General features: G+C 61.7%; 12 protein-coding genes and 1 pseudogene. 4 read left to right on the forward strand and 9 right to left on the reverse strand.

Annotation, left to right across the window (positions count from 1 at the left end; all coding sequences use genetic code 11):
* Window positions 1-16: 16 nt before the first annotated feature.
* The 6 genes and pseudogenes from AC1DWA_RS10620 to AC1DWA_RS10645 all read right to left on the reverse strand — a co-directional run bounded on the left by AC1DWA_RS10620 (window position 17) and on the right by AC1DWA_RS10645 (window position 9,427).
* On the reverse strand, window positions 17-5,485 hold the full coding sequence (locus tag AC1DWA_RS10620; RefSeq protein WP_477846010.1) for a glutamate synthase-related protein: 5,469 nt from the start codon (window positions 5,483-5,485) through the stop codon (window positions 17-19).
* 182 nt (window positions 5,486-5,667) lie between these two features.
* Window positions 5,668-6,711, reverse strand: a complete 1,044-nt coding sequence (locus AC1DWA_RS10625; RefSeq protein ID WP_477846040.1) for a ParB-like protein — start codon at window positions 6,709-6,711, stop codon at window positions 5,668-5,670.
* A gap of 108 nt (window positions 6,712-6,819) precedes the next feature.
* Window positions 6,820-7,653 (reverse strand): annotated as a pseudogene (locus AC1DWA_RS10630) (3-hydroxyacyl-CoA dehydrogenase); the annotation flags it as partial.
* 9 nt (window positions 7,654-7,662) lie between these two features.
* Window positions 7,663-8,283: a TetR/AcrR family transcriptional regulator gene (locus tag AC1DWA_RS10635; protein ID WP_021333352.1), complete on the reverse strand. Its 621-nt coding sequence runs from the start codon at window positions 8,281-8,283 to the stop codon at window positions 7,663-7,665.
* Between the two features lie 84 nt (window positions 8,284-8,367).
* Complete coding sequence (locus AC1DWA_RS10640; protein ID WP_020909569.1) at window positions 8,368-8,964, reverse strand: hypothetical protein; 597 nt, start codon at window positions 8,962-8,964, stop codon at window positions 8,368-8,370.
* Window positions 8,965-8,968: 4 nt separating this feature from the next.
* Window positions 8,969-9,427: a hypothetical protein gene (locus AC1DWA_RS10645; RefSeq protein ID WP_019745870.1), complete on the reverse strand. Its 459-nt coding sequence runs from the start codon at window positions 9,425-9,427 to the stop codon at window positions 8,969-8,971.
* A gap of 100 nt (window positions 9,428-9,527) precedes the next feature.
* Between AC1DWA_RS10645 and pip the strand changes: the two genes are divergently transcribed.
* Entirely contained in the window at window positions 9,528-10,487 is a 960-nt protein-coding gene (pip, locus tag AC1DWA_RS10650) for a prolyl aminopeptidase (protein WP_477846011.1), read from the forward strand.
* Here pip and AC1DWA_RS10655 read toward each other — a convergent pair.
* Window positions 10,475-11,077: a TetR/AcrR family transcriptional regulator gene (locus AC1DWA_RS10655; RefSeq protein WP_051253138.1), complete on the reverse strand. Its 603-nt coding sequence runs from the start codon at window positions 11,075-11,077 to the stop codon at window positions 10,475-10,477. The genes pip and AC1DWA_RS10655 overlap by 13 nt on opposite strands.
* Window positions 11,078-11,183: 106 nt before the next feature.
* Between AC1DWA_RS10655 and AC1DWA_RS10660 the strand changes: the two genes are divergently transcribed.
* Window positions 11,184-12,263 carry an alpha/beta fold hydrolase gene (locus tag AC1DWA_RS10660; protein ID WP_047888270.1) on the forward strand — a complete coding sequence of 360 codons (1,080 nt, stop codon included), beginning with the start codon at window positions 11,184-11,186 and terminating at the stop codon, window positions 12,261-12,263.
* Here AC1DWA_RS10660 and AC1DWA_RS10665 read toward each other — a convergent pair.
* The gene (locus AC1DWA_RS10665; protein ID WP_113682753.1) at window positions 12,234-13,355 is read right to left on the reverse strand and encodes an endonuclease/exonuclease/phosphatase family protein; all 1,122 of its coding nucleotides are present in this window, start codon (window positions 13,353-13,355) and stop codon (window positions 12,234-12,236) included. The genes AC1DWA_RS10660 and AC1DWA_RS10665 overlap by 30 nt on opposite strands.
* Before the next feature lie 132 nt (window positions 13,356-13,487).
* Between AC1DWA_RS10665 and AC1DWA_RS10670 the strand changes: the two genes are divergently transcribed.
* Window positions 13,488-14,780: an MFS transporter gene (locus AC1DWA_RS10670; protein WP_477846012.1), complete on the forward strand. Its 1,293-nt coding sequence runs from the start codon at window positions 13,488-13,490 to the stop codon at window positions 14,778-14,780.
* On the opposite strand, the gene AC1DWA_RS10675 is transcribed toward AC1DWA_RS10670, so the two are convergent.
* The gene (locus AC1DWA_RS10675) at window positions 14,755-15,768 is read right to left on the reverse strand and encodes an ABC transporter substrate-binding protein (RefSeq protein ID WP_225989364.1); all 1,014 of its coding nucleotides are present in this window, start codon (window positions 15,766-15,768) and stop codon (window positions 14,755-14,757) included. The genes AC1DWA_RS10670 and AC1DWA_RS10675 overlap by 26 nt on opposite strands.
* 88 nt (window positions 15,769-15,856) lie before the next feature.
* On the opposite strand from AC1DWA_RS10675, the gene AC1DWA_RS10680 reads away from it, so the two are divergent.
* Window positions 15,857-16,684 (forward strand): transglutaminase-like domain-containing protein, encoded by an 828-nt coding sequence (locus tag AC1DWA_RS10680; protein WP_047888266.1) that lies wholly within the window; start codon window positions 15,857-15,859, stop codon window positions 16,682-16,684.
* Window positions 16,685-16,692 lie beyond the last annotated feature (8 nt).

Genomic DNA, 16,692 nt, shown 5'->3' on the forward strand with positions numbered 1-16,692 from the left:
CGTTCGGGGGAGGAGGTCAGGACACCAGGTCGGGGATCGTGCGCGAAGCGAACAGTTCGTCGAAGTTCGGCAGTGATCCGAGCTTGTCCCGATTCTTGTTGTCTTGAAACAGAATCCAGCCGTACGTCGCCGGGCTGTCCATGGCCAACACGTTGCGCAGGCTCAGCGCCTGTTTGTAGTCGTCGACGCGCTTGGCTGCAATCAACGCAGCCAACTGTTCGTCGTCGTAGCCGGCGAGAATCTCTTTCGAGTACTTGACCAAGTGCTGGACGAGGGCGAAGTCCTCGGTCAGCACCAGGTTTCGGGCCGCCTTCTGCACTGCTGGATCGTCGGGCCCGGACGCACCCGGCGTGCGGGCGGCGGCGAGTTGTTGTGCGAAGTGAAGCACGGTGTACGCACTGAGCAGCGCATACATTGTCGCGGTATCGGTCTCGCCATAGGCGGGGACTGCTCCGTTCAGTGCGGGGCGCCCATCGCGCACTGCGAGTTTGAACGTGCGGACCTGACGTGCTGCGATGGCGGACGCCAATTCTTCGAGAAGCTCTTTGTGCGACTTCGCAGCCAGGATTGCATCGCTGTCCTGGTAAAGCATCAATGCCTTGGGCATGGCGTAGACGAACGAGTGCTGTTCGACTTCCCAGTTCTCGAGCAGTCGGGTTCCGAGTGCGGATCCCGTTGCTTCCACATGCAGTTCGAGTAGGAGTTGTACCGCGTGGTTGTGGACGGCGGCTAGAGGATCGGTCGCAGCGGTGATCGAACCGAGCAGTACGGAATCGGTACTTGCTCGCAGTGCCAGTTCGCCGCGAGGGTCGTACTGGTAGAAGAACCCGCCGCTCATGCCGTTGCCGACACCCTTGCCGAACTCGCCGAGATTCACGACAGCACCGTTGGTCATGTACTCGCCGGCGAAGTCGCCGACACCTTCGACGACAGCACTGGCGCCGGAGTTGCGAACTGCAAAGCGATCGCCTGCTTCACCTTCGACGAACACTCGTCCGCCGGTGGCGCCGAAGAGCGCGAAGTTGCCGATCAACACGTTTCCGCCGGCGTCACTGGAGCCGCCGCCTGGGCTGCGCACGGCAATCACGCCGCCGCTCATGCTCTTTCCCACACCGTCGTTACATGTCCCGGTGTGTTCCAGGTGCATGCCGTCGTTGCAGAATGCGCCGAACGACAGGCCAGCAGATCCGGTCGTCAGGACGCGCACGCTGCCCGGAGCCAGATATCGTCGCCCACGCTCGTCAGTCAGTACCCCCGGAGCGAGAAGGCCGGCCGCTCCGTAGTTGAGTTCGCGTTCGAGGTCGATCGCCAACTGCCCACCGACGCTCTTGTTCCGGTTACCCAGGTGCAGTGCACCTTCGGCGAATTCAGGTCCGGACACGGCGACCGAGGCCTCGCCACGGTTGAAGAGCACCGTGCGAACCTCGTCCATGATCTTCTCGTCGAGCGCGTACTCACGCTCGAGGTACACGGGATTGTCGACGGTGATGTTCGGGGCGGACTCGAACATCGCGTCCAGTTTCAGATTGCCGACGATGGACGGGTGATCGAGCAGATGCAGGAGATCAGTTCGACCCCGCGCTTCCTGAAGGGATCGCATTCCCAGATTCGCGAGCAGTTCCCGAGTTTCGTGAGCGATGTTGAGAAGGTACTGCGCCATGGCGCGGGGATCGCCGTCGAACAGTTCCGGGTTGGTGGTCAGACCGGCCGGACACTTGATGTTGCAGTTCTTGGCCATGACGCAGCCCATCATCATCAGGGCAGACGTACCGAACTCGAAGCTGTCTGCGCCCAGTAGCGCGGAAGTGATGATGTCGCTGCCGGTCTGATGCGCGCCCGAGCATCGCAGAACGACTTTCTGGCGAAGCCCGTTGGCACACAAAGCTTGATGGACCTCCGCGATACCGACCTCTGCCGCACGACCCGCGTACTTGAGGCTGGTCACCGAAGCGGCGCCGGTGCCACCGGTGTTTCCGGCGACGTTGATGACGTCGGCGCCGGCCTTGGCGACACCGACGGCGATGGTGCCGATTCCTTCCGAGGACACCAACTTCACGATCACCCGAATACGCGCTGCCTTGCAGTCGTGGATGAGCTGAGCGAGGTCCTCGATGGAGTAGGTGTCGTGGTGCGGCGGAGGCGATACCAGTTCGACGCCGGGCGTTCCGCCGCGGGCAGCAGCAATGTCGACGGTGACCTTGGCGGCCGGAAGCTGCCCGCCCTCACCGGGTTTTGCGCCCTGGCCGAGTTTGATCTCGATCTCTTCGAGCATCGGGTCGGCGAGGTATCCCGCCCAGATTCCGAAGCGTCCGGATGCAAACTGCTTGATGCGCGACGCACGAATCGTGTTGTAGCGCGAAAGGTGTTCGCCGCCTTCGCCGCTGTTGGACATCGCGCCGACCATGTTCGTGCCGTGTGCGACGGCTTCGTGCGCCGGAGCGTTCAGTGCGCCATGACTCATGGCACCCGACGCCAACTTCGGGGTGATGTCGCTGGCGCTCTGTACCTCGGAGAGAGGAACACCTGCCGGTGCGACCCTCAGCTTGGACAGGAACTCTGCCCCGATGCCGGTTGCCCTCAGCGCAAGATCCGGTGTGATGGCTTCAATGGTGATATCGGCGGCAAAGGTGGCGCAGAGAGCGTCGCCGAGCGCTTTTGCTCGCGCGCTGTCACCGGCCAGTGGACCGTCCAGGCTAAGCGTGTACCGGTCGTCTGCGGCGGATTCACACTGGACTCCGCGCATCACGATCGTTGTGTTGCCGTGCACCGAGAATCGGCTGATCTGCTCGGTGAACTCGGCTGTCGTGACCGCAAACGTGACGTCGCCGGGAACAGAGATGACGTCGCGCAACGCTGCGGGTCGACGCGATCGTTCCGCGGCCATCACAGTCGAAAAATCACGGTACCCGGCAGTGATGTCGAAGTCGTCGATCTGTTCGGTGGTCAACCGGTCGAAACTCGTTGCCCGGTAGGCCCCGGCATCGAGGCGGAATGCATCGTCGAGTCGCCCGAGCGGAAGCAGGCGTAGAGCATCGAATTGTTCGGTACCTGAGGGACTGTCGAACGCGATCTTCTCTTCGGTGAGTTCGACGTACTTGCGGACTGCGGTGGTACCGAACGAATGCCCCGCGCCGTCTGCGCGCTCCTTGAACAGGCCGAGCAGTGGCAGGTCCTTTTCACCCTCGACTTCACTTGCACGCTCGTGCCACTGCTTCGAGGTCACCGCGACGGTGTCGAAACCGACGCCACCCACCGGTGACTTCATGTTGGGGAACCACTGGCGCAGAACAGGGTCGGACGTATCGAGGAAGTTGGGTTCGAAGAATTCTCCGCCGATGTAGCTCTCGACAGTGCACAGGCCGACGCGTCCCATCGTCTTCATGAGGGACTTCTCGGCAGCCTTCGCGAAGCGTCGGAAGGCGGCATCCGGATCAGCGGCGAACTTCTCCTCGGCTCGTAACTGAACGGAGAGCGGGTAGACGGCGGAAGCGCCGAATCCGAGTGCAGCCGCAACGTGGTGGGAGGACTCGATCTGGCCACTCTCCACGATGAGAGAGACACGCAATCGCAGGCCTGCGTCGATGAGGCGTTGGTTCAGTGCTCCGACGACCATGATCGCGGGAAGCGTTGCGCGCTCATGAGATACGTGCCGGTCGGTCAGGACTGCGATCCCGCCCTGTTCTGCTGCGAAGGCGACAACGGCGTCGCCGAGCGCGGTCATCGCGTCAACCATCGCCTGCGCGTCACCCGCGGCGGGGTAGAGCATTTCGAATCGGCGATGCGGGGTGTGCTTCTGTTCGCGGATCTTGAGCATGTCCAGATGCCCGAGGATCGGCGACGAAATGACGATCTGCTTGCCCTGTCCGGCTGTCATCTTCGCGCCCAACGCGACCCGGAGGGTCATGCCGTCCGCTTCCCGGATGCTGTCCAGCGGAGGGTTGGTGACCTGCGCGAATCGCTGCGAGAAGTAGCGTGCCACACCGCCTTCACGATCGGAAAACGCGTTGATGGCGTTGCCGTAACCCATGGCCGATACCTTCTCGGCTCCGTGCGTGAGCATCGGATCCATCAGGAATTTGAAACTCTCCTGATCCAGGGAGTACGCCATGTAGCGCTGATGAACCTCGAACGTTCCGTTGTAGCGCGTCGGTGAGCTGACCTTCTCCGCAGGTACAGCGGGGATGTCTTCGATCAGGATTCGTGACTGCTCCAGCAGAGACCGGTAGTCACGCTGTGCGGCAATCTTTTCCAGGGCTTCGCGGGCGGTATAGGTATGGCGATCTCGATGATCGAAGTACAGCATTCCGCCGGCCTCGACGCGGCCACGGTGGATCACCGTCTCGGGTGCGAACGCGATCTGTCCGGCTTCGGAGAATGCGCACACGTAGTCGTGTGTCTCGATCGTGCGAAGTGGACGCAGGCCGAGGCGGTCCAGGCGGGCGCCGATGATGGTGCCGTCGCCGAACACGAGCGCTGCCGGTCCGTCGTTCTTCTCCTCGTACAGCGAGAAGTACTCGAACATCGCACGCACTGCGGGGGAGAGAGTGGTGTCGTTTTCCCAGGCAGGGGGCATCATCGAGACCACAGCTGTCACCAAATCGACGCTGTCCTCGATGACGCGTGCTTCCAGAGTCTGATCGAGTCGGCAGCTGTCGGACTGACCGGGCGGACGGACGATCGCACGTCGTTTTGCACTGGCCACCGCAGCTTCGGAGAGCCGATTCTTCTTGTCCGTGTTCAGTTCTCCGTTGTGAGCCATGAACCGGAACGGCTGCGCCATCGTGGGATGCGGGTCCGTGTTGGTCGAGAACCGCGTGTGGAAGTACATCGTGTGGACAGCGTGATCGGGGTCGACCAGGTCGCGGAAGTACGGGATCACTTCGTCGGAGTTCAAGCGGCCCTTGAGAACCTGAGTCCTCGCGCTGAGGGACAGTGGGTACAACCCGCGTAGTGCAGGCGTGTTGTACGCGATTGCCTCGATGGCGAGCAGGGCCTCGTGCACGAGGCGATCGACTACCGCAGGCTCGGGACGCGGAGTGGGGACCTCGAAAATCCACTGCCTGACCGGAAGTTGATGCGCGATCGCGGCCGGCCGAATCGCCGAGTTGTCGACCGGGACGTCGCGCACTGCGAGAGTGGTGAAACCGCGATCGAGAAGTTCACGTTCGACCAGGGCGGCAGCGCGAGCGTGCTGGGCGTCGTCGTCCGGAAGGAAGAAGTTGCCGACGCAGAAGCGTCCGGCGCGAAGGTCGGAGCGCCCGGTTACCTTGCGGAAGAACCGGAGGGAGAGGTCCACCGAGACGCCGCCGCCGTCGCCGACGCCCTCGGAGGACATACCGCCGCGGTGCGGAACCGAGCAGAGCGCTTCGCTGCCCTTGATCAGGACATCGTGGGTCTGCACGCCGTCCTTGCGCGTGATGAACCCGACCCCGCAACTGCTCTTGTCATCTGCGGGGTCGTACAAACCGACGATGGACGTGCTCACTGCAGCAACCTTCTCCCTGTCCTGGTTGCCCGGAGATTGATCGACCGGGCAGATACGACGGCATGGTTTCCGTCAGGGCAGGGCGTCGCTGCTTCGATGAAGCGGCACCCGAATGGGATCAGACTACTGAGTAGAGGCTTACCTTAGTCAAGTTTGTTGGGTGTGACTTGGATCTGAGCAGGTCAGAGGGTTGCTTTGTAGGCAAGTGCGTAGGCGATCTTGCCCGGCTTGTCGTCTGTGTACGGCTTCGACAGCTTTGCGAACTCGCCCTTGGACTCCGCTTTGCCGTCGTTCCAGGCCGGCAGGACTCCGAGATCGGCGGCCGTGAACCCGCTGTCGACGACGGCATCACCCGCCAACGCGGTCTGTGCTTTGGTCACCGACTTCACGGTGGCCAGGTAGCTGGAGAGGTCGTCGCGATTCCAGTTGGTGAGGTCGACGGGCGCGGCGTCGCGGACCCACGCACCCCAGTAGAACTCCTGGAACGGAATCGTGCCGGCGGCGAATCCGATGTCGCGGGAGAAGTACATCAGGCTGCGGTACTTGTCGTCGGCGAAGTTGGCCAGGCCGACGCTCTTCGGCAGGGACTGGACCGGTACCTGGTTTCCGTCCACGTCACCCGACCAGACCCACTTGTTCTTTTCCATCTCGGTCCAGAAGGCGCCTTCACTCAGGCCGCTGAGGTTGCCGAGAACCCGCAGTCGCACGTGCAGGTCGGGGCCTCCGTCGGCCGTCTCGATGAAGGACGTGAGGGTGTGGTGACCGTCGGTCAGGTAGAGATCGCCGCGGGGTCCGACGACCACGGTCTTCATGGGCGCGATGCTCTCGGCGGTTTCCTGACCCACTGGAAGCTGGCAGGTGAAGGACGACGGGTCCTTCAGCGTCGAGGCAGGAGTAGCGGTCGCAGCCTGGATCTGGCCGTTCGCCTCGCACCAGTCGTCGAACTTCTTGTTGATCGTGTCTTTTCCGAGCGTGTATCGCCCGAGCTTGTAGTACACCTCGTCGTAGCCGAGGGAAGGCTGCGTCGCATGAACGTCGCCGATGCGCACGTCCAGAAGGTCACCTTCTTTGGCGCACAGGTACTCCGAGCCGCCGGCGGAGCCTGAGAACGAACCGGTGGAGATTCCGCCACACGCGAGGGGAGCGGCGACAGCGGGTGTGCTGACCAGTGTTCCGGCGCCGAGCAGTACCAGTGTTGTGAGTGCCGAGATGGCGGAACGACGCATGTGGGGATCTCTCCTGAGGATGGGTTCGCACGTGAAGAAGCTTGCGTCACAATCGCTCAGGGTGGTTTCGGACTTACTGACAACAGACGTCCGCGCGGTGGCTACCACGCCGACAGCGACGCCGAGCTTGCCTTCGTCGATGTAGTTCTTCTTGATGTAGTCGGCGAACGCGCGCTGCTTCTCGCCGCCCTGGGAGGAGATGTTGTAGACGGTGGTCAACCCGACGACATCCATGATCTGGAAGGGGCCGAACGGGGCTCCGGTGCCGATACGCCACGTCTTGTCGACCATGTCGGAATCGGCGATGCCGTCGATCAGCAGGTCGGATGCTGCATTGAGGAGCGGGACCAGGAGTGAGTTGAGTACGTAACCCGCCTTCTCCTTCTTGAGTTCGATCGGCACCATGCCGATGTTCTTCGCGAATTCGACGACCTCGCGGTACACGGCGGGGTCGGTGGACTCGGTGCCCATGACCTCGGCAGTGTTGTTGACCCACACGTGATTTGCGAAGTGCAGTGCGAGGAACTTCTCGGGGCGGCCGGTGAACTCCTTGAGGTCGCTCGGCAGAAGCGTCGAGGAGTTGGTTGCGAACACCGTGTGCTCCGGAGCTACTGCGGCGAGCTTCTCGTAGGTGTCGCGCTTGATGGCGATGTCCTCGGGAATTGCCTCGATGACAAGATCGGCCTTGGTCACGGCTTCGGCGAGATCGTACGAGTACGAAATACGTTGTAGCGCTTCGTCGGCCTTGCCTTCCTTGGCGCCCTCGACGTTTTCGGCCTTGTAGGCCGCGGCCAACGAGTCGAACCGAGCCTTGGCCTTCTCGATGACCTCGGCGTTGATGTCGTACGCGACGACGTCGAATCCGTGATAGGCGGTCTGATAGGCGATCTGCGAGCCGAGAACTCCGGTACCCAGAACGGTGATCTGCTTCAGTTCAGTCATTTTCGATCCTCAATCCTTTTCGGTGGGTAGTCCGGCAAGCGTCAATCGAACTTGTGCGGCAACGATGTTCGTGAGTTCGTCAGCCGTGATCCGGTCCAATGCCGCGCGGGCTATTTCGAAGTGCAGCACATTGGAAATCGTTCGCGCTGCAGTGATGGTTCGGGTGGTGTGGTTGGGGTGCCCCTCGAGCAAGATTTGCGCAATCCGCGTTTGCAGGCGCTGCGAGAGTTCCAGACCTTCGGCCCGGAAACATTCGCTGGGCTCGCCGAACAACACTTCGCGTTGGTAGATACCGGTGTTCTCGTCGTTTCGGCGACTCGCGATCAGCAGGGGTGAAACCAGCTCGAGCACACGATCTTCTGTGCCCGTCGATTTGGCCTCACGCTCTTCTCCCAGTTCGATCTGCTTGCGGTACTCCGCGTTGTACACCATGAGCAGTAGCTCGGCTTTGCTTGCGGCGTAACGAAAGAGGGTGCCACCGGCTACATCGGCGCGATCGGCAATTTCTTGAGTTGTGACTGCGCTGTAGCCCTTTTCCGCGAACAGTTCGGCCGCGGCGTCGAAGATGCGTGTCTGCTTCTCGAGTTTGTTGCGTTCACGACGACCCAACTCTTGGTCCGATTTCGTCATCCCGCTCACCTCGTCTCATTTCGGATCACGCTCATAAATGAGTCTACTCCGAAATATGGAGAGGGTGGGGTCTCCTCCGTCACATCACCGCAGTCCGCTGACCCAACCGGCGAACACGTCGGAGAACACGTCTGCTTCGCACGCATGCGCCGATTCGGGGTAGGCACATTCGGGGTATCCGGCGACGACGGCGGCAAGTTCGGCATTGCAACACTGCGCCAAAAGGCCGCGCAGGAGGTCCGCGGCCGACCAGCCGGCGATGGATGCTGCTGGGATCCCCTCTTCCTCGTACACCTTCACCAGATCGTCATGCCTCCAGGACAATTCCTCGGCCACCAGTGCATCGGGGTTGAAAGACATGGCGCGGTCGAGTGATCCGCGCAGAAGCGAATGTGGATCGTCCTCACCGCGCAGCCTGGTCGCGAGGTCGGCCGGTGCCTTCTGCATGACGAACATCCAGGGTTTGCCGTCGGGAAAGACTCCGCCGAAGCCTGCCACGTTGAAGGGGAGGTGGCTACTGAGAAAATCTGTCTCCACGTCGACGTGCTGATCGTCTCCGAGGTGAATGAAGTGGCCGGACGCGATCTCCTCTCCGGTTGCCGGCTCGGCCCATGTGTTGTTCCACAGGTCGGTCATCCGACTGCCGTCGGGAAAATCGAGAACCTCGAAGAGGAAACCCATGTCGTCACCACTCTCCGTCGAAGTGGGTGGTTACTCCACCGGTGAGTCGAGAAACCGTTTGAGCCGAGGTCGCGAGGACGACTCGGCTTGTCTCGAAGGTCATCTCGTCGCGTTCGGTGTCCTCCGATTCGGGATCCTCGGCGAGTGAGAAGTCGAGTTCCACCTCTCGATCGGTGCTGGAACAGACCGAGATCATCAGCCCGAGTCGTTCGTCGGTGAACGCCGGAAGCGATTTCTCGGGATGAAAGTCTGCGGCCGCGTGAAAGAAGAACGCCGCCAGCCGTTCGACAAATCCTTCGTCGGTGTGTCTGCTGAGATACTGATTGAACCGATCGGGGCTGAGCAGGCCTACGTCGAAAACGAGTGTGGGTACGTCGGATTCGAAGACAGCGGCGGGTACCGCATGACTGCGAAGGAATACCGCGGCGCCGCCGTACCCCGGCAACCTGAACCCATCACGCATCTGGTTTACTCCCGTCGCAGAGGTGTCCTGTCCACGCTAGGCCATAGCCCGGACGCGTGCTGCTTACCGGACACGTCGGTTGATGGAAGAATTACCGCCTATGAGCGCTGTCCTGTACCCGCCCGTCGAACCGTACGAGTCGGGACTGTTGGAAGTGCCCGATGGTCAGAGCCTCTACTGGGAGACCGTCGGTAAACCGGCCGGTGTCCCGGTTCTCTATCTCCACGGTGGCCCCGGTTCCGGGTGCACTGTCGGTGCCAGGCGTTTTTTCGATCCCGAAACCTTTCGCGCAGTTCTGTTCGATCAACGAGGCTGTGGGCGCAGCCTTCCTCTCGCGAGTAGCCCGGACGTCGATCTCACCGTGAACACGACGGCGCACATCCTCGACGACATCGAGCGTCTTCGTGAACATCTCGGTATCGAACGATGGATCGTTTCCGGCCTTTCTTGGGGCGTCAGTTTGGGTCTGGTGTACGCCCAAGCGTTTCCCGAGCGGGTGATCGCGATGGCTTTGGGCGCGATCACCGGCGGGACGAGAGTGGAAATCGAATGGATCACCCGTGCCATGGGCAGGATATTTCCGCGTGAATGGGAAGAGTTCGTCGCGCCGCTGCCGGTGGAAGAGCGTGACGGGAACCTCCCCGCGGCATACGCGCGACTGCTCGCCGATCCGGATCCGGTTGTGCGGGAAAATGCTGCGGTGCAGTGGTGCCGCTGGGAAGACGTACATGTCTCGCTGATGCCGGGGTGGACTCCGAGTGTTCGATACCAGAATCCGGACTTCCGTCGGGTGATGACCAGGCTGGTCACGCACTACTGGGCCAACGATTGCTTCCTCGCGCCGAATCAGATCCTGGACGGAATGGACCGTCTCGCCGAGATTCCCGCGATTCTCGTGCACGGCCGGTATGACATTTCCGGACCACTCGATACTGCCTGGGCGATCCACCAGCGTTGGCCGGGCAGTGAGTTGGTGGTGCTCGACGACGCCGGGCATGGCGGGGGTGGATTCAACGAGGCAATCGTGGAAGCGCTGAATTCACTGGCTCATTCGGTCTGATCGAGTGCTCCGGCGTGCGCCGCAGCGAGCGCGCCGGCAGCAGCGCGATCGGCAACCGACTGGTCGACAGGTAGATCGGCGACCAACAGGCGATAGTAGATGGGCGCGGCGACGGCCGCCAGAAGATCAGCAGCTGAGACCTTCTCGGAGATTTCCCCGCGTTCGACTGCTCGGCGGACCACGATGTCGGCCAGTTCGTAACGTGCGGAATAGAACTCGCGCTTGAGTCTTGCCACTTCTGGCGTACGAACCGCGTCAGAGAACAGTGCAGCCACCAACGCGCCGCCCGACTCGCTTGTCACCAGTGCGACTATCGATCTGGCCATCTCGCGCAGGTCGGATTCGATGGAACCGGTATCCGGGATGGGGACGGTAGTTGCCGACACCTCGACAGCCGCGTCGGCCACCAGTTGGGACAGCGTGCTCCATCGCCGGTAGATGGTGGTCTTGTGGACTCCGGAACGGGCGGCTATGTCCTCGATGCTCATCGCTGCAAATCCGCGTTCGGACAGTTCGGCCGCGGTGGCAGCCAGGACGGCCTCGCGCACCCTGGCGCTACGCCCTCCGGGCCGTTGTGGTGTCGAGGTCATGGGTCAACCTTATCGCAACAAGGTGTTGTGTTAGCTGGAGACACGTGGTTCACTGAGCTAATGCAACTGATCGTTGCATTAGAGATGAATTGAGGGGTGTTTTCCCATGTCATACGAATTTCCTGTCGATCACCGAGGCCTCTTCGAAGAGCGCACAGGACAGTTTCTGAGCTTCGGGCTCCCCGTCTCGGATCTCGAGGAACTGCGCGCGTCCATCGACTCGACCTGGGCCGACGCGCCGGGTGGTTGGTCGTACGAGTGGTCGGCGCTGGCGGCGAAGTACTCCGCGGCCGGCAATCATTCCCTGGCAGCGATGATCTACGGAATCGCCAAGTTCCCGGTGCTGGCCAACGAATCCCGTCGACGGGCTCTGCGCAATCAGGTGGACGAATACGTCAAGGCAGCACCAGGATTCGGGCTCGAGTTCGAGCGTCGAATCCTCTCCCTGCCCTACCGAAACGGCGAGATCGAGCTACCGGTACACATCCTCTCGGCGGACGGACGGTACGAAGACGCACCCGTCCTGTTGCTCAGCGGCGGCGTCGACGGCTGGAAGATGGACATGCATCCGTTGGCCAGCGCGTTCGCGAAGAACGCCGGGGTGACGGTTGTTGCTTTCGATCAGCCGGGAACTGGTGAATCACCCGTTCCTCTCGATGCTTTCGGTGACGAGGTGATCGACGGGCTCGTATCGACGGCTCGCGCTCTCGGCAACGGGCAGGTGGCGCACCTGGGAGTCTCCTTCGGTGGAAACTTCGCCGTGCGCTCGGGGTTGACCGGCGCCGTCGATGCGGTGATCAACATCGGCGCCCCGGTCAAGGGTGCGTTCGAGACCGCGAACGCCGAGCGCCTGGTCTACGGCATGGGCGACATCGTCGGAAACGCACTGGGTTTCGATGCCCCGGCAACCAAAGAGGCGCTGGTACAGGGTCTCCGTGCGTTCGATCGCAGTGTCTTGATGACCGCCGACGACGGCCGGACCCCGATGCTTGTGGTCAACGGGGCCGACGACGTACACATCCCGCTCTCGGACACAACACTCTTCGAAGAGCGCCCGAACACGCAGGTACACGTCATCCCGGATGCGGGGCACTGCGCAGTGACCAAGCTGCCCGAGTTGACGCCGATGATGATCGACTGGCTACGAGATGCCCTGTCAGGAACCGCTCCACGAACCGGTAGATGATCCGCCGCCGAAGCTGGCAAAACGATACGTCGCAAGAACGGCCTTGTGATCGGTCGGCCACGGCGTCGGTGAAGCGATGAAGTTGTCCTGGGAGTTCTCCTCCACTCTTTTGTTGTGCACGATCGTCTTTCGGGGTCCGATGATTCCTACAGATCCCAACTTCAGCTCGGAAGCGCGGTCGGCGAAGATGTAGTCGATCCGATCGCGTTCGTCTGCCTCGGGTGCCCAGGTGAGCTGTGAGGTGTCGACGTCGGGATTGTCGGACGGCCAGGTGAAGCCCGGGTGTGTAGCCGGGTTCGGGTACTTGCTGCGGTATGCATCGACAAATCCGGCTTGGTCGAGCAGACGGGTGGATTCCCACGGAATGACGACACCGTTGTGGTCGAACAGATTTCGCGTGCCGTCGGTCCAGTCCAGGGCCGACGGTTCGTTGAAATCGCCGCCGAGGATGACGGACCTGCCCTTCGCCCGTTCTGCGGCCGCATCGTCGATGAACGTCGAAATTGCCAGGGGTCGTCCCGAATTGACGTTCACACGCTGAACCGTCTCGGGGTCCGTGACCGGACCGGACGGCATCTTGTTCCAGCCGAACTCGGAGAACTCTCCAGGCTTGGGAACACCCGCGCCGTATCCGCGCGGTAGATAGGTCGCGTAGGACGTGTAGGCCAGATGTGCCGAGTAAGCAGCGATTTGTTTGCCGTCGACCGTCACGACTGCCTTGATCATCGAGTTCAGGTCGGCTGTTTCCTCGATCGGAAACTTGGAGAGAATCCCCACGTCGGAGGACGCTGCTCCGTAGAAGGTGGTTCCTGATTTGGTCAGCATGTCGGCCAATACAGTTGTCGCAGTGCCGGCTTCCGACAGGAGAACTATCGACGCCTGGGTCGAGATGATCATATCGGCGATCAGCTGCAGGCCACCGTTGATCTTGGTTCCGCCGTGCCAGGTATTGAGGGAGAGCACTTTGATCTCCTGCGCGGGGTTCGCCCCCGCGACGGAGGTATTGGCACCCAAGGTAAATGCGCTTGCGGTGACTGTCCCTGCGGCTACCGCCATCGCCTTGACCATCTGACGGCGCGTCAATCCATTCATCAAATCCCGGCTCTCGTTGTCGTGTGCTCGAACCCCCGGAAGATGATTACCATCGCTACCTAAACGGACAGTTAACCAATTGCAAAATGGCAGATTTCCACAGAACACCGCGCGGGCAATAGTCTTCTGGTCGTGGTACTCAGTGAGCGTTTCCCCGGTAACAAGACCTTCGCGAAGGTTCGTGTCCTGCCGCCGGTGGTGAAGTTGCTCCTTCTTTCGATGGTGCTGTTCAACATCGGGTTCTATCTGGTTGTCCCCTTTCTCGCGGTGCACCTTTCGGAGAACCTCGGATTCGCGGCCTGGATTGTCGGCCTGGTCCTCGGACTCCGGATGTTCAGTCAGCAGGGCATGTTCTTCATCGGTGGAAGCCTCGCCGACAGGTTCGGCAAGCGTCCGATCATTCTGCTGGGCATCGCAGTTCGCGTGGTCGGTTTCCTGATGCTCGGATTGGCCGAGAGTATGGCAGCGGTGATCGTCGGTGTGCTTCTGGTCGGGTTCGCCGCGGCTCTGTTCGCACCCGCAGTGGAGTCGGCCAACGCCGAATACGGACGCGAACTCGAAACCTCAGGAGTCATGCGTCGTACGGATCTGTTTGCAGTGGAACAGATGTGCAGCCGCCTGGGAACCGTGATCGGTCCGGCATTGGGTGCTGCTCTGTTGATGTTTCCGTTCTCGTGGACGGCGTCGAGCGCGGCGTTGCTGTTCGCGATCATGTGGGTCGGGTTCTTCATCTGGTTCCCGCGGCCGGGCGATGCCCACGACGGCCCGGTGTCGACCTATACGCTGCGCGACGTCTGGCGAAGCGTGCTGACCAACAACAACTTTCTGCTCTTCGCGACGCTCTGCAGTTTTCAGCTGGTTGCGTACAGCCAGCTGTACCTGATGCTTCCGGAACAGCTCGAGCGCGGTATCGGTTCGCAGTCGGCGCTGGGATGGTTCTACGTGGGCGCAGCGGTGTTGGTGATCGTCGGGCAAGGACCGACGGTCGCGGTTGCCCACCGCATCGGGCATCGACGCGCGATCACCTTCGGGCTTGTGCTCATTTCGGTGTCGTTCCTGGTTCCGCTGGTCACCGGCGTCGACTCCGCAGTTTCGGCGTCGACGCAGATAGTCGGTCTGGCGGTGTGGATCGGGCTGCTGCACCTGGGACAGATGTTGATGGTGCCGCCGATGCGAGACACCATTGCCATCCTCGGTCGTGAAAGCAACCTCGGAGCGCACTTCGGCATGCTCAACACGATCGGCGGTCTGCTCGCGCTCCTGGGAACCGTGGGAGTCGGATTCGTGTACGACCTAGTCGACAACGGCCACGCAGCGCCGGCGTCACCATGGGTGATCGTTTCGGTCTGCGTGGCCGTGTCGGCTGTGGTGTTGTGGGTGTGGTCCGGTCGGACGAAGGTTATCGACCCGCGATCGTCTGATTGATCTTTGCTACAAAATCTTCCAGCACAAACGGAATGGTGAGCGGGTTCGGCATGGACACCGCGTCACTGACGATGGGGTCCAAGCTGATCAGGCCGCCGGTCTTGACCACGTTCAAATTGGTGAACGCCGGCTGCGTCTCCATCTCGGGGCGAGCCTTTTCGTAGTTGTCGAAGAGCAGGTAGTCGCACTCGAGGAGGTCGTAGTTCTCGGCGGAGATCTCGTAATTCAGCTTGCCCGCGAACCGATCCTTCAATGCGGCAGGAGCCGTGAATCCCAATTGCGTGAGCAACTGAGCGCGCGCTGCCTCAGGGCTGAACGCCCGCAGATTTCCGTCGCTCCAGCGAATGACGAGAGCTGCTGTCTTGCCTTCGAACTGGGGGTTCTCCGCGCGGGTGCGAACAATGAGGTCTTCGACTTCCTGGACCTCCTGCTTTGCCTGCGCGGGAACGCCTACAGCCGTACCGATGCGGGTCGTGACTTCCTGCCAGGGCAGAACCCAATCCGTCTGATCGGCGGCGTGAAGCACAGTCGGCGCGATGGCGCTGAGCTGCTTGTACAGATCCTCGTCGATCGCGTTGTTGACGGCGATGATCAGGTCAGGCGCTGCTGCCACGATCGTTTCGATGTCGAAATCGGTGGTGGCGTTGGCCAATGGTGTCGGCTCGGCTCCCTGGACTGCCGAGTCGGCCCAGACTCCGATTCCGTCGTCGGTCGATCCCTTCCACACCGGGACCAGGACGGGCGTCAGCCCGAGGGAAAGCAGAACGTCTGCGTCGCCGATACCGACCGCTGCGATGCGGCTGGGCGCCTGCCCGATGGTGGTGGAGCCGAACTTGTGGTCGATCGTCACCGGGAAGGCGTTGGCCTCGGCGTGAGCACCTTCGGTGCCGGGAGTGGATTCGTCCTTCGCGCTGTCGCCGCAGGCAGCAAGGGCAAAACCTGCTGCTGTGGCGAAGGTGACGGACAGCATGGCACGGCGGCTCAACATTGGGTTCACAGCAACCTCGGGTTTCATGGTTATGGGACCCTAACCATAGTGGAGCGGCAGTGTCGGCAGTGTTTGTTAGTCTCCGCCCATGACGGCGGTTCTCGACTACACATCAGCAGGACCGTTCACCCGCATCGACGGAGTGGACCCGCTCGCCCTCGAGTCGCTCCCCACCGACCCCGTGCAAATATGCCGGGTAGTGCCGTACCTGGTGGTCCAACCCACCGATGCGCGGTCGCTGAATCTGCCCACCGACCGATTCGACGAAAACCAGATCCGGCCGGCAAGCGTTCTGCTCCAACGCTTGCTTGCGCTCGATCCGGCACCGGTGACCTCCGCCCGAGAACCCGACAAGCGGCTCGTCGGAACCTGTCGGCACTTTGCTGTTTTGAGTTGTGCGTTTCTGCGCCACCGTGGAATTGCCGCTCGCGTCCGTTGTGGTTTTGCCACCTACTTTCAACCGGGACAGGGCGTGGACCACTGGATCACCGAGTACTGGGACGACGCCGGCAAGCGGTGGATCCGCATCGATTCGGAGATCCTCGGACAGAACGTCCTTCCTCGCGCTCATAACCTGCAGCCGGGAGAATTCCTCAGTGGTGGTGAGGCGTGGCTGGCGTATCGACGCGGCGAGATCGACGGGTCCCAGTTCGGGGTGTACGGCACCCAGAACTGGGGGCCTGCCGAGATCCGAGGCAACGCAGTGAAGGATCTTGCCGCGATGAACAAGGTCGAAACCCTGCCGTGGGACGAGTGGGGTCGTATGACGGACGCCTACGACGGAAAGACCGGCGCCGACTACGACCTACTGCTCGACGATATCGCCGAGGTGTGCGCCGGCGACGATCCAGTTGCCGTGCGAGGGCTGTACGAGCACGAGGATTTGTGCGTGCCGGACAAGCTGATTCGTTTCTGAGATGCTGG

This window comes from Rhodococcus sp. P4_F3_2 (assembly GCF_056401335.1).